The sequence below is a fragment of the Collinsella stercoris DSM 13279 genome (assembly GCF_020735465.1).
GTDB classification, from domain to species: Bacteria; Actinomycetota; Coriobacteriia; order Coriobacteriales; family Coriobacteriaceae; genus Collinsella; species Collinsella stercoris.
Genome location: NZ_CP085935.1, coordinates 636,728 through 650,659, shown reverse-complemented (window position 1 = coordinate 650,659; position 13,932 = coordinate 636,728). Strand labels below are relative to the sequence as shown.

12 protein-coding genes are annotated in these 13,932 nt (G+C 53.8%); 1 reads left to right on the top strand and 11 read right to left on the bottom strand.

All coding sequences use genetic code 11. The features are described 5' to 3' along the window. Positions 1 to 153: 153 nt before the first annotated feature. Both LK434_RS02800 and LK434_RS02795 read right to left on the bottom strand, forming a co-directional pair. Entirely contained in the window at positions 154 to 3,174 is a 3,021-nt protein-coding gene (locus tag LK434_RS02800) for a DUF4422 domain-containing protein (protein ID WP_083784223.1), read from the bottom strand. 197 nt (positions 3,175 to 3,371) lie between these two features. Continuing rightward, on the bottom strand, positions 3,372 to 4,454 hold the full coding sequence (locus tag LK434_RS02795) for an acyltransferase (protein WP_040361283.1): 1,083 nt from the start codon (positions 4,452 to 4,454) through the stop codon (positions 3,372 to 3,374). A 167-nt stretch (positions 4,455 to 4,621) separates the two neighbouring features. Here LK434_RS02795 and LK434_RS02790 point away from each other — a divergent pair, with 167 nt between their 5' ends. After that, positions 4,622 to 6,727, top strand: a complete 2,106-nt coding sequence (locus LK434_RS02790; RefSeq protein ID WP_006721355.1) for a DUF6541 family protein — start codon at positions 4,622 to 4,624, stop codon at positions 6,725 to 6,727. 298 nt (positions 6,728 to 7,025) lie between these two features. On the opposite strand, the gene LK434_RS02785 is transcribed toward LK434_RS02790, so the two are convergent. From LK434_RS02785 to rfbA, 9 genes are all read right to left on the bottom strand, one after another. After that, complete coding sequence (locus LK434_RS02785; RefSeq protein WP_006721356.1) at positions 7,026 to 7,358, bottom strand: DUF2304 domain-containing protein; 333 nt, start codon at positions 7,356 to 7,358, stop codon at positions 7,026 to 7,028. 5 nt (positions 7,359 to 7,363) lie between these two features. After that, positions 7,364 to 8,050 (bottom strand): glycosyltransferase family 2 protein, encoded by a 687-nt coding sequence (locus tag LK434_RS02780; protein WP_006721357.1) that lies wholly within the window; start codon positions 8,048 to 8,050, stop codon positions 7,364 to 7,366. Positions 8,051 to 8,160: 110 nt separating this feature from the next. Further along, entirely contained in the window at positions 8,161 to 9,639 is a 1,479-nt protein-coding gene (locus LK434_RS02775; RefSeq protein ID WP_227917822.1) for a sugar nucleotide-binding protein, read from the bottom strand. Positions 9,640 to 9,653: 14 nt separating this feature from the next. Further along, entirely contained in the window at positions 9,654 to 10,676 is a 1,023-nt protein-coding gene (gene rfbB, locus LK434_RS02770; RefSeq protein ID WP_040361286.1) for a dTDP-glucose 4,6-dehydratase, read from the bottom strand. Positions 10,677 to 10,694: 18 nt separating this feature from the next. Continuing rightward, a complete protein-coding gene (locus LK434_RS02765) occupies positions 10,695 to 11,117 on the bottom strand; it encodes a HepT-like ribonuclease domain-containing protein (RefSeq protein WP_006721361.1) in 423 nt (140 codons plus the stop codon). Between the two features lie 7 nt (positions 11,118 to 11,124). Beyond that, complete coding sequence (locus LK434_RS02760) at positions 11,125 to 11,490, bottom strand: nucleotidyltransferase family protein (protein ID WP_006721362.1); 366 nt, start codon at positions 11,488 to 11,490, stop codon at positions 11,125 to 11,127. Positions 11,491 to 11,550: 60 nt separating this feature from the next. Beyond that, entirely contained in the window at positions 11,551 to 12,525 is a 975-nt protein-coding gene (locus LK434_RS02755) for a hypothetical protein (RefSeq protein WP_040361292.1), read from the bottom strand. Between the two features lie 9 nt (positions 12,526 to 12,534). Then, positions 12,535 to 12,972, bottom strand: coding sequence for a DUF4869 domain-containing protein (locus tag LK434_RS02750; RefSeq protein WP_006721364.1), 438 nt, complete (start codon positions 12,970 to 12,972; stop codon positions 12,535 to 12,537). Between the two features lie 21 nt (positions 12,973 to 12,993). Then, complete coding sequence (gene rfbA, locus LK434_RS02745; RefSeq protein WP_006721366.1) at positions 12,994 to 13,896, bottom strand: glucose-1-phosphate thymidylyltransferase RfbA; 903 nt, start codon at positions 13,894 to 13,896, stop codon at positions 12,994 to 12,996. Positions 13,897 to 13,932: the final 36 nt, after the last annotated feature.

Below are 13,932 nucleotides of genomic sequence, written 5' to 3'. Positions count from 1 at the left end.
TCGACTCAATTCGTTCTTGATGTCCATGAACCAGCATCGATAAAGATCGATTGCCAGCACAGTTTGCATCACATCGAGAAGCCTGATACGCAACCATATATCCATAAGAGGCGACCCAAGTCTCTCAAAGAGAACTGGGTCGCCTCAAGCAATTTAACGGATGCCCCGAATCGCGCGAATGATACTTTTACCAAGCTCTCGACGAGCTGATCCCAACGGCGCAATAGGGTCAACAATCTTACGAAGAGGACTTCTGGGGGATAGGGCAGGCTCATGTATGAGGTAATCAGGTAAGCGGCCAGAACGATTAACCGCAATCGAATGCTGGAGAAGAGACTCATAAAATGGCGTCTCGCGCGCATAGCGCCAATAGAGCTCACCACGATCACATCCCGCCAGCTTCCAAGGTTTCTCGAAACCAGCGTAGTGAACGATCTTTTCGTTGGAACGGGACTCAATGAACGCATCAAACATGTAGGCCGGAGCAAAGGTAAAAACCTTATTGATACGGCCAAAGCAGTCGATCATGACGTTCCAGCTGTAATCGAGGTATACGACCTCCCCTTCGCAATGTGCGTTCAAAACGTCCTGGTCGTTGTAGATAAATCGATCATCCGAGGCGAACTCGAGCCATTCTTCCATCGTATGACGCGACCGCATTGCCCTCGTGTTCAAAACGAGGACGCCGGCCTGGAAATAACTATAGGGATCCTTCATGCCAAGGACTTCCTTGGCATATGCGAAACGATCGCCACGCTTCATATTAACGTTGGCGACAAAATCGATATCGTGCGCGGCGGCCAGCAGCGAATCGCCCAGATCGGTAGCGAAGAGCTCGGAGACATCCCCCCTGATGATCAAGTCGGAATCGAGATACAGAACCTTGTCGTAATACGGCAGCAGATCTTGAATCAAGAAGCGATAATACGTCTCGACGCTGATGTGCGGGTTATTCGTCGTGAGGTTATACTTCTCGATAACCTGCGAGACATCGCAGAAGCCGAGGTTGACGTTGTCGTAGCTTGAGAAGAATTCGCGCATGATCGCCTGGTTTGCACCGGAGATGTCGCGATGCAAGACGGTGATATCGTAGCGATAGTTGTTCGAGGCGTTCGACAGCATCGAGTGAATTGTCGTAGTGAGCATCGGCACGTAGTTGTTATCCGATGCGAAGACCACGGGGACGATCTGGCGAAGATCGTCGAGGCGCACGGGCATTTTGAGTCCCGGTTTATAATCAGGCTCCTGGAAATGGACACACTGCAGGCGTTTAATCGACAATTCCGGATGCATGCGCTGTTGATGGAGCAGGTAGATGTTGAGGAGCCGCTCAGACAGATGACCAGGGGTGCGGACACCCTCACGGCTGTACTTGCTCATATCGGTGGTGTTCACGAATTCTTCGAGAAGCGGGAAGAGCCACTCGCAATAAGCGCGGAAGATATCGCGCCTCATGATAAACATGTTGCAGAAACAGCCCGTATGACCGGAGAGGAACGCGCGGGCGTCCTGGGAGTACTCGGGGTGACGCCTTACCAGTATGTCGACGACACGGTCGAGATCTTCGACGTAGAGATGGTCGGCGGCATCGTACTGGGAGCGCAGCGTCGCCTCGGGACCCATGTAGGAACGAATGTCCTGGATCACCGTGGTCGCGATGTCAACACCTTCGAGCGCCTTGTAGATCGACGCGTCATCCAAATGGTACTTTGCCTGGGAAACCTGGTCGATGCGGCCATCCATGATCTCGCCATACGGATTCTGCTCATGGAGCTCGGGGGAGAAATCGAAGTAGCGACGGTAATGGCAGAAGCCGATATAGGGTGCATCGATGTTCTTCCATGCCCAATACTGGGTCGTGAGCTCGCAATACATGGGATTGAGCGCAGAGACGTTCTCGCCCTCGTCATCGTGAAGCGCCCAGTCATAACGATAATCGCGCAAAGCGCAACCAACCTGAACGGGCTGCAAGACCTTGCTGTCAAAGAGATCAACGCGTTTGTGAGTGGAGACGAAGATGCGAACGTCCTGCTCGTCGAAGGCGCACAGCCTGGTGCGGCGGCGCAAATCGTCGATATGCCTGTGGGCGGCGCTGTAAAATGCCTGATAGCGACGAGAATGCGCGGCCTCGTTGCCCGAAAGCTCGCGCGCGGCCTCGTACCATTCGAGGAACGGCGCGCCCTCGTCCAGGAACTCACCTGCCTCCCATGCGGAGTACGCAGCATCGCGAGTGAGACGCATCAGCTGGACAGCGCAAGCGATATACGAGGAGCGGACGCCAGCCGCACGCGCCGCCTCGACCTTATCGCAGTCCGCGACACGATTCGACCAGTCATTGAACAGCAAGTCGAAAAGCTTCCAACGAGCACCATCAGAGCACTCCTTAGCAACGGTCGTGCCCATACGCTCCGCATGATTCTTGATTGCGCAGATGGAGGACCAGAACTCATGAGCATCCTCGGCAAAGTCCTCGATAGAAAGCGAGGAGCCCGAATTGACCCCGCGACCATAGTTGTAGAGCAGTCCAACGATATCGTTCCGCGTGACCGAACGGGTCGCCATGGCAAGCGTTACAAAGCTCTCATACGCATCCTCGGCACGGCCCAAATCAGCCACGGTCATGGAATCGAACGCGCGCTTCAACAGCGGCGTCGCAAATGCACGTTGCGTGAAACGCCAATCCTGTCGATAACCTCCCGCGCCCGGAGAGAAGACGGCGCGCATGATGCCCTCACCAGTCAACTCCTCGAGAGGGGCGTTGATGTAGCTCTCGAACTGACTGGCCTCGGAAGTCCCTACGCCGCAGTCCTCCACCTTGATGCCAAAATGCAGCAAATCAACAGGATCCGCCCGAAGGGCGGAATCCAGCTTCGCAAGAAAGCCCGGAAGGAATTCATCGTCCGAATCAAGAAACACAGTGTAGTCGCCAGTAGCAAGCTCAACGCCCTCAGCGCGTGTGCGGTGCAGCCCGCGGTTGTCGGCGCGATTGACAGCAATCACGCGGGCGTCACTAGAAGCAATCCGATTCAGAAGCACGCAGGTATCATCGGTGCTACCGTCGTTGATAACGATGAGCTCGATATCGCGGAAATCCTGAGACAAGACACTCTTAACGCAGGCATCCAAATAGCAAGCGTTGTTATACGAGGGGATGCAAACAGAAAAACGTGGCACAAAAGCCTCCCAACCTCGACAATACTTATATAAGAATACCTTCCGATAGATGAATACAGCGAATCTTCTTGACTAAATGACGAGCGACATAGCTGCGTGCAGAGAAGTAGGCTTTCATTTCACGACGTATGTCCATATACCGATATCATCAAGCAGAAGACAGCACTGCTATGTTACAAAAAAGCAATGCTGAGCTTCTAGTTAACGATGCCGCTGACGCCCGCATAGATTTTTTCAATAGCGGTTTTAATCACCGACAGCACGAGACCGAACGCTACAGAAGATAAAAAGACAAGCGGAGGACGCACTCCGAGATCCCATGTGATGCTATGAGGAACATAGACATCGAACAAATTGATAAATAGCATATGAATTAAATATACATATAGAGTAACGGAGGTCAACAAGCGAAATATACCACCATGAAAGAATTTGTTTTTCTGTAGCTTTGGCTCCACACCTTTCATCAGCCCGAAAATGGAGCATGAATATACGACGCAGAGCAGGTTCTGAATGCTCAAATAAAAGTTATCAAATTCGGCAAATTGACCCGAAGCAGCCGTATGCCAATAGTTAGTCTTAAATGTCATGCCAATCATGGCAACAAGCGATGCGAAAAGGCTGCATGCCAGAACGCTACGAACCTTACAGTTGACCTCGACATAACGCTGAATATAGTACCCGAGCAAGTAAAAGAAAATTGGTCCTGTCAAATAAGGAATAGCAAGGAGACTCAACAGGGAATCCGTTGGCGCAAAACGATTGACCAGGGGAACAACGGCGGTCGAAACGAAACTCAAGACAAGAAGATACTCCAGGAGCCCCCTATCGTTCGCCGCACGAGAGATTAGAGGAGTCATAAGGTATAGCGCAGCAATCGAGTAAAGAAACCAATACACGTCACAGATGCGATTGGTGAGCAACTCGGTAACGAAGCCCGAAATACTCGGCTCACGCATTGGAAGGCCAAACACATCCGGCGCGCAGCAGGACAATACGTAGTAAAGCAGACTGAACCCCAACAGCGGAATGATGACTCGCTTCAACCTCTTTTTCAAAAATGATTTAGTATCGTATTTTTCTCGATAACCGATAAGATTTGCCCCACTCATCATGAAGAAAACTGGTACGGCAAAACTAAAAACAGCCTGGACCACAACGGACAAAGACCACAATAGGTCACCCTCGTTAAGAAATACAACAGTAGAGCAGTGAAGATACACCACCGCCAAGCAAGACAAGACGCTCAATACATCCATATAGATATTACGTTGAGGCATACCTTCAAGCCCTTCATATAAATCAAAGTCTAAACGCCACCAATAACAATAGCCGACACAGCTCATGACGATGCGAGCGGAGCCACCATTCAATTCTAAACTCAGATAGAAGATTGATATAATGAAATTAACTATGGATTGTTAGGTCTATCAAGATCGGCTCTTACATGCTATTCATTTTCACTTTAGTTGTTCAGTTGGTGCTCGGCATTGTTCCAGGTTTTCTATTGCTCGTTTCGAGCGGCATCTCCGCTAGCTTATCTTTCTGCCTCTCAATCCCCATCTCCTTGAGTGTCTATTCCGTTTTAGGAACAGTATTTAGCATGCTCGGGATATATGGGTCTGCCCCGATACTTGCTGGCACAGCGCTTGCCGTCGCGCTGATCACCATCGGCAATTTCGCGAAAAGCAATACTCGCAATATTAATATGATTAAAAGCTGTCATCGAGCTAACTCTTTGAACAATCATAGTAAGCGAGTGCACAGTAAGCCCATCCATCTTCCCATTGCAACGCTCGCTTTGAGCGTCAGTTTTGCCTTGTTCATCTTCTTCAATACGTATTATTTGACTATCGGATCGATGGACTCATTTGTTCAGTATGATGACAATGCCACTCATTTAGCAATGATTGAGTCCGAGTCACAACTTGGCAATTATTCAACCCTTAAACCCGCATACAACCTACCGAATGACCCCAATGCCATTAGCGAGACTGCCTATTATCCCAGCGGCTTTCACACAATCCCCGCCCTTTCATGCACGCTAACGGGGGCCAACGCCGCAATTAGCGAGAATGCGAGCGCCATTCTTTACACATGCATCGCTTTTCCCTTGGGCATTACCTCCCTTGTGTACCTGTCCTCAGGCAAAAACTCACTTGCTGCTGCGGCAACAATTCCGATGTCGCTCGCCTCAGTTGCTTTCCCCCTGCGCATGCTTACAGTACACGCTCCCTTTCCAAACATTGCGGGTTTTTCCCTAATTCCTCAGTTCTGCATTGCGTTCATCTTAACGTTCGACTTACACGAGCCGAGCAGACGCAAGTTCATGGTTCCTCTAGCTTTAATTATGCTGTCGGTCGGATTCGTTCATCCAAATGCACTCATTTTCGGATGTGTATATGTCTTCCCTTACTTTCTTTTAAACTACATTCCACAACTTATCAAGCTAGTTAGTGCACGGCGAACCATAGAACATCCGATCGTCCTACGGACGATACTTCAGCTCGCCTCCATCGCCTTCGCATGCCTCCTATGGCTAATCCTGAATAAGTCGTCTTTCATGAAGGATGTCGTAACCTTTCTTTGGGCGTGGTCGGAGTCTTTGCCGAATGCCCTAGCAGATATCGCAAGCGGGGCCCTCCTGCTTGGAAAGGCACAATACGCATTTGGACTATTAACAATTGTTGGTGCCATTGCCTGTTGTACCAACAAGAAAACTGCATGGCAAACCTTATCCTACGCGATCATCTCCGTCATCTATCTTGGAACGGCAATTGGAGAAGACACGCTGAAGTCCCTGCTTGCCGGATTTTGGTATACAGATCCTGAGAGACTCGCTGCCATGCTCGCAATCACAATGATTCCACTCGCATCATTTGGTTTATACTGCACCGCTCGCGCCCTTCTAACCATACTGGACAAGTTTCAGCACAAACTAATGAAACAACAGACCTGCTATCGCAGATCTAAAGCAATATCGATAGTCCTAATAATCTTAATATTCATATTTGCTTTCATTAATTTTAGACCACTTGTCGGTAATTCGGACATGAAAGCAACGACAGCTTGGGCTCAGAATTATTATGACCTGCGAAATAGCACTATTCAGGAACAACCGAATCCTTATACCCATTCTGAAAGATTGTTCGTTAAACGCGTGAGCGACTATATCGGAAATGACCTCATATTGAATCATCCGTATGATGGAAGCACCTTTGCGTATTCTGTCGATGGCCTCAATGCGTATTATCCCTATCGACCAAGTCAGAATGATTCTGACACAAGTAAAGCCATCCGTACAAATTTAAAGAACTATACTACTGACCCTAATGTACAAAACGCGATTCGTGCCATCGGTGCAAAATGGGTCCTAATATTAGATAAATCCGAATTTCAACCCAGCGCTGACGGAAAAGCTTATGTTTCCCCAAATCTAAGCTATGCGATTGATGACTGGAAGGGATTCGAGAATATTGGATCTGACACGCCCGGATTTGAACTTGTACTTCAGGAAGGTTCTTGCAGCTTGTACCGAATCTCTTCTAACTAACATAGAAAACCTGAATATAAAATTGATCAATATTTTGCCTGTAGCAATTTTAGCTGCTCATCCTATGTTTCGGTAACACGTTCACCGTTTATGACATCGATGCAAGCGAGGACGCGACTCCGCAGCTAGAATGGTTGAGTGCGTACAATATGCACTCAACCATTCATACATGCCAATCATCAAGCTAACATGGTGGTAAGCAGACACGTCAATATGCCCGTGCAAAGCTTAAAAATATAAAACTAGAAACGCCAGACGTAGAATTGTATTCACAGATCCAACAACAAAAGCATCGGAACTATTTACTTATTTCTCGAAGCGCAATCTCTTCATTTAAAATATTGAATCGTTCACGCAGGCGCGCCAGCTTCACCGTTTGTGAGAAATCACGGACAACGAGGACGGCAATCACATACAGGAAAACAAAGTTTGAAGCTGCCTGAAATCCCAGTAGACTGGCTAACGTGGAAGCAATCTGAGGAAACAGAGCTAAGATGACAAAACTGAGAGAGAAAAAGAGCCAGAAAACGGCATCTAGAACCTGCAGCTGAGACTTACGAATTTTCCGTACTACAAAAACCAGCACGAATATCGCACTGGCAACGAGCAGAACCCTAAGAGAGACAGTCATCGCTACTAACTCCTAAACCATTGCAAGAAAAGAATCGAGGTACATGCGCGTACCATATAGGCCACAGATTTGCTTAGGCTCAGGTAACTCTCTCCCGCCTCGCGCTCACGCATCGCAACCTGAACTTCGCTGACCCGGGCGCCCTTACGTATGAGATATGCAATCGACTCAGGTTCCGGATTCAACATGGAATCACTTGCGAATTGTTTAATCATGATTCGATTGAACAGCCGCAATCCGCTCGTGGGATCGGAGATCTTTCTACCTGTAGTGAGTCTAATAATTCCCGAGATAAGACGCGAACCAATCATGCGCGCAGAGAAGTCCTTCTTCTCGTCCACAAACCTCGATCCAATAACAATATCCACGTCTGTACGATCCATCTCGTCAATCATGTTATGAAGACACTGAGGCATATGCTGTCCGTCGGCATCGAATTGAACCGCAGCGTCATAGCCCTTTCGATGGGCGTACTTCATACCAGTCTGAAAACCAACGGTAAGCCCGCCGTTGACAGGAAGATCGATTATAGGGTAACCATTTCGATGACATATACCGGCCGTATCGTCGGCCGACCCGTCATTGACCACGATGAAATCGATGTCGGGCGCAACGGCCTTCAGCTCCTCCACGGTAGTCCGAAGGCTCTCCTCTTCGTTATATGCAGGAATGATTGCAAGTACGCGATGCAAGATAACCTTCCAACAAATAGACAACTACAAACGAACGATTGAATGATAGCCGATGAGACTGAAACGATTGCGAATTCATATAGCGCTCAACTTGAAAGTACGGATAGCTATCAGACGTCAATATACTCCGCCAGGCGCTCGGTCCAGTCGGCCGGCACGAAGCCGGTCACCCCGATCTTCGAGAGGTCGAGCGCGGAATGGACCGGCCTCGGGGCGATCGCGCCCTCGGCGCCGGCGTAGTACTCGGCGGTCGAGACGGGGACGACGCGCTCGCCGTTGCCGTTGGCCAGGTCGAACACGCGGGCGGCTATCTGCGCCCAGGACTCGACGGGGCCGGACCCGGTGAGGTTGTAGGCGCCGTGCGGCGCGGGCGAGCTCGGCTCGGCGCCGCCCTCGCGGTAGCCGAGCAGCCAGAGGATGCCCTCGGCCATGTCGCGGGTGAAGGTGAGCCGGCCGTACTGGTCGTCGACCACGGTGACCTTGTCGAGGGCGTCCGCCGGGTCCGCCACCCGGTCGGAGAGGGACTTCATCGTCCTGACGAAGTTGCGGCCCTCGCCGATGACCCAGCTGGAGCGCACGATGTAGTGGCGCGGGCAGCCGGCCACGGCGAGGTCCCCGGCGGCCTTGGACTGGCCGTAGACGGAGAGGGGCGAGAGGGGCTCGTCCTCGGCATGGACCTCGGCGGTGCCGTCGAAGACGTAGTCGGAGGAGACGTGGACCAGCGTTATGCCGTGCTCGGCGCAGGTGCGGGCGAGAAGCGCCGGCCCGATGGCGTTGGCCCTCCACGCGGCGACGCGGCCCTCGGGGGTCTCGGCTTTATCCACGGCCGTGTAGGCACCGCAGTTGATCACGGCGCCGTAGAGGGACCAGTCGTATCTGGAGTAGGCCGCCGGGTCGGACATGTCGAAGGTGTCGATGTCGCAGAAGTCGAAGTCCTTGGCAACGCCACGCTCCTCGGCGAGCGCGCGAACCGCGCGGCCCAGCTGGCCGTTGCAGCCGGTGACGAGCGTCCTCTCGGGCGCCATCGGGACGACGTCGGCGAGCATCGGGTGGTTGAGGTCGGCCTCGGAGACGGTGGCCTCCCCCAGCGGGATCGGCCACTCGATGCCCAGCGCCGGGTCGGCGAGGTTCACGAACGTGTAGGTGCCCTTAAGCTCGGCCGACCAGTGGGCGTTCACCAGGTAGGTGTAGGCCGTCCCGTCCTCGAGCGCCTGGAAGGAGTTGCCCACGCCGCGGGGCACGTAGATGGCCTTGCTCGGGTCGAGCACGGTCGTGTAGACCTTGCCGTAGGTGGCGCTGCCCTCGCGCAGGTCGACCCAGGCGCCGAAGACCGAGCCGCGGGCGACGGAGATGAACTTGTCCCAGGGCTCCGCGTGGATGCCGCGGGTGACGCCCTTCCTATCGTTGTAGGAAATGTTGTTCTGGACGATGCGGAAGTCGGGGACGCCCAGAGCACACATCTTGGCGCGCTGCCAGTTCTCCTTGAACCAGCCGCGCGAGTCGCCGTGGACGGCGAGGTCGACGACCTTGAGGCCCCCGATGCCGGTCTCCGCCACGGAGAGGTCCTTCTCGAATGCGATGTCTGCCACCTATCTCTCCCCCTCTACTGCCCCTGCGCGCGGTACCTGGCCTCGGTGGCCTCCTTGGCCGGGCGCCACCAGGGCTCGTTGTCGCGGTACCAGCGAATCGTCTCGGCGAGGCCGGCGGCGAAGTCGGTGTGCGCCGGCTCCCAACCGAGCTCGCGGCGGAGCTTGGTCGCGTCGATCGCGTAGCGGCGGTCGTGGCCGGGGCGGTCGCGCACCCAGTCGAAGTCGTCCTCGGGGCGGCCGAAGGCCCTCAGGATCTCGCGGAGCACCGTGATGTTGTCGCGCTCGCCGTCGGCGCCGACGAGGTAGGTCTCGCCGACACGGCCCCTCGTCAGGATGGCCCACACGGCGGAGCTGTGGTCCTCGGTGTGGATCCAGTCGCGGACGTTCCTCCCGTCGCCGTAGAGCCTGGGGCGGGCGCCGTCGATCAGGTTCGTTACCTGCCTGGGGATGAACTTCTCCACGTGCTGGTAGGGACCGTAGTTGTTGGAGCAGTTGGAGATGGTGGCCTTGAGGCCGAAGGTCCTCGCCCAGGCGCGCACGAGCATGTCGGAGGCCGCCTTGGTGGAGCTGTAGGGGCTGCTCGGGCGGTAGGGCGTCTCCTCGGTGAAGCGCGCCGGGTCGTCCAGCGCCAGGTCGCCGTAGACCTCGTCGGTGGAGACGTGGTGGTAGCGCACGCCATACTTCCGGCACGCCTCGATCAGCGTGTAGGTGCCGCGCACGTTGGTCTCCAGGAACGGGCTCGGGTCGGCGATGGAGTTGTCGTTGTGGGACTCCGCGGCGTAGTGGACCACGGCGTCGGTCTCCGACACGAGCCGGTCCACGAGCGCGGCGTCGCAGATGTCGCCCACGACGAGCTCGACGCGGTCGGAGGGCAGGCCGGCGATGTTCTCCGGGTTGCCGGCGTAGGTGAGCTTGTCGAGCACGGTCACGCGCACGCCTGGGTGCTCGCGCACGACGTGGTGGACGAAGTTGGAGCCGATGAAGCCGCACCCGCCGGTAACGATTATGCGGCGGGGCTCGAAAATGTCGTTGGACATGGCCTCTCCCATCAAAAATTACTCGGATTCGTCAGGTAAGGCACTGATCAAATCAAACAGGTCAGAAGTATCAATGTCAGATAGCGCAGCGGTCTCCTCCTCATAAGCCCCAGAGACCTCAGCGTTCTCCAATAGTTCGGAACGGAGCTCCGCCGTGCCATCAATGACGGTATTCCATGCTACGTTAAGATCGATGCTACCGTAGCCATGAACAACAACGTTTCGGAAACCCTTTATATCTCTCCAAGGAACATTGGGGAAGGTCGTGAAGGACTCATCAGTTTTGAAATGAGCCGACAATTCCCCAATTTGCAACAACGGCATAAGAAGCAAATCGCGCATGGGACGGGAAGAGAACCAGGCACCCTCAGTAATCTTATAGTCTTCGATACGCCTTTGTATCTCATCTGTCTCAAGAAGCATCTTTACAAGGATGTCCAAATCGCGACTATCCAAGTATCTTCACCCCATCTCGCACGACGGAATCCCGGAATTGACGCGTCTGGCCATCAAGGGTGGAAATCACATCGACTCCCCTGCCCGTCGCATATTCCAACGCACGGCGGACATCCTCAACATCCCCCACGCGTGCAGAAGGGGAAAACGAGACAAGAAAATCCAAATCGCTGTCATCGGACTGCTCGTTACGAGCAAACGAACCGAATAGAGCGGCCGCAGTTACGGGAAATAATGCCAAGACGCGACGGGCGACGTCAATCGCCTCGCGACGTGTAAGCACCGAACGGTAACCGGGAACATCGCGGGCGGCATCATCGATTGACTTCTTGAAAACGGAGTCAACCTTCTCGCTCATACCGAAATCACCCTCTTTGTTTCCTAGACACGAATGGCTCGTTCAACTGCACCGAACAGACTAATTGATATTTCTGCAAGCAATAAGTGCCATAACCTTATCGGCGTTCTCAGCGTTTACATATACGTTCGCAAGTTTATTTTTCTGATAGGCAAAGGAGGTCCCGGCCGTCTCCCTTTTGAGTAAGCTACAAAAAAACTGCTCCCAGCTTTCATGCTCTGAGCTATCAACGAACGAACTTGGATCCTCGAGTGCCTTTTTAATGACATCGTTTCGAACGACCCCGGATGCCATGAGAAGCCATTCAAAGGACTCGGGAAGACAAATTGCCATAGAAGAACGATGCTCATCCTGCAAACGAAGGGCTTTTTGCGCATATGCGCCGAAGGCCGCTCCGTCAGCAATCGCGAACACCCGTTTGTCGGCGTTCGCATCGAGCCACTTCAATAGTCCGGAATTGTTCTTTCCGGTCTCACACACAAGGTCGCTGTCAGAAAAACGCGTCTCAAAAAACTGGTAGCCGGACTTCGAGTCTTCAACGATGAGTATGTCAAAATCATGCATGGGATCGCTGGGGGAAAATGAAAACCTGCAGCCTCGCCGCTGAGGATAAAGGGGTTCAAACGTATGATGTTTACCGCTCGTCTTAATCTTATAGATTTCCTTGATGCTGAACGGTAAGTTGGGAAGGTCGGTACGAGTGAACAGAACATAATAGTTGCTGCTGCCGCGCACCGCGCGTGCAAAATCCTCGGATTCCACGAACTTTCTGCCCTCATCAATGAAGACAATCGAGTTGCTCGTTTTACTTAGCTGATATTGCCAATCATGATCCGCAAGCGCAACGCAGGGCCTTTCGCACTGAAGCGAAACTCCCGACTGATTGCCCTCACGCATATAGTCAACGATCATGTTGTAAAGCGTAGTTTTGCCCGTACCGCTATCTCCACCCACAAGGGTGATGTTTCTCCTGACCTCAAATTCGAATGAGACACGACGGCCTTGTGAAACCTTTACCCGATAAGAACCAACCATAAGGGCACCTTAGAGACATTCAATCGACTCATGAAGAAGCTCGGACATGTTGTGCGCAATCTTGCCACTGTTGAGTACGCGGATCCTAAAAGGGGCTCTGCCAAAATCCATTACATGGCGCAGATTAATAACGACTTTTCTCGACTTGCCAAACTCCAGAAGCCACTTAGCGCAATTGTCGCCACACGTAGACGCGTTAAAGATATGCTTCTTGTCGTGTTTTACCAGCAGCAAGGTTTTAACGCCGCCAGATAGTTCACGTGGCGAAATTGGACCGAGAACAGGGCTTTGAATCAGATTGGCAGAAACGACCTCAGAACGATCGACATCGTGAATAATATCAATCGACACAGGATCGGTTATCCACCGATCCTGGTAGACGTTCTCAAAATAGACAGCCGTGTTGTAAATCGCCTCAGGCATATCACCGAAGTAGATATTAAGCATAGGAGAGCTCCAATAAGAACCTTAGTACTCGAGGTTCTGGTTCACGAACTCGCCGGCGGCAACCCTCTTCAGGTGCCTGCCGTACTCGGACTTGCCGTAGCGCTCGGCGCATGCCATGAGGGTCTCGCGGTCGATCCAGCCGTTCTCGTAGGCGATCTCCTCCAGCACGGACACGGGCATGTCCTGGGAGCGCTCCACGGCGCGGACGAACTCGCCGGCCTCGTGGAGGGACTCCATGGTGCCGGTGTCGAGCCAGGCGTAGCCGCGCCCGAGCGTCACGACGGACAGGAGGCCGTCCTCCAGGTACATGCGGTTGAGGTCGGTGATCTCGAGCTCGCCGCGGGCCGAGGGCGTCACGCGTGCCGCGCGTTCGCAGACGTCGCCCGGGTAGAAGTACAGGCCGGTGACGGCGTAGGAGCTCTTCGGGCGCTCGGGCTTCTCCTCGATGGAGACCGCGTTGAACGACCCGTCGAACTCCACGACGCCGAAGCGCTCGGGGTCGTCCACGTGGTAGCCGAATACGGTGGCGAGCCCGCGGGTCTCGGCGTTCTCCACGGCGCGGCGGAGGTGCCGGCCCAGGCCGTTGCCGAAGAAGATGTTGTCGCCGAGCACGAGCGCGCAGGGCTCGCCTCCCGCGAACTCCTCGCCGATGACGAAGGCCTGCGCCAGGCCGTCGGGGCTCGGCTGGACGGCGTAGGACAGGTTCACGCCGTAGTCCGAGCCGTCGCGCAGCAGGCGCTCGAAGTTCGGCAGGTCGGAGGGCGTGGAGATGATCAGGACGTCGCGGATGCCGGCCATCATGAGGACGGACAGCGGGTAGTAGATCATCGGCTTGTCGTAGACCGGCAGCAGCTGCTTGCTGGTGACGGTGGTGAGCGGGTAGAGGCGCGTTCCGCTGCCGCCCGCGAGGATGATGCCCTTCATGAGCGCGACTCCTTTACAGCGTGCACTAAATCCGAG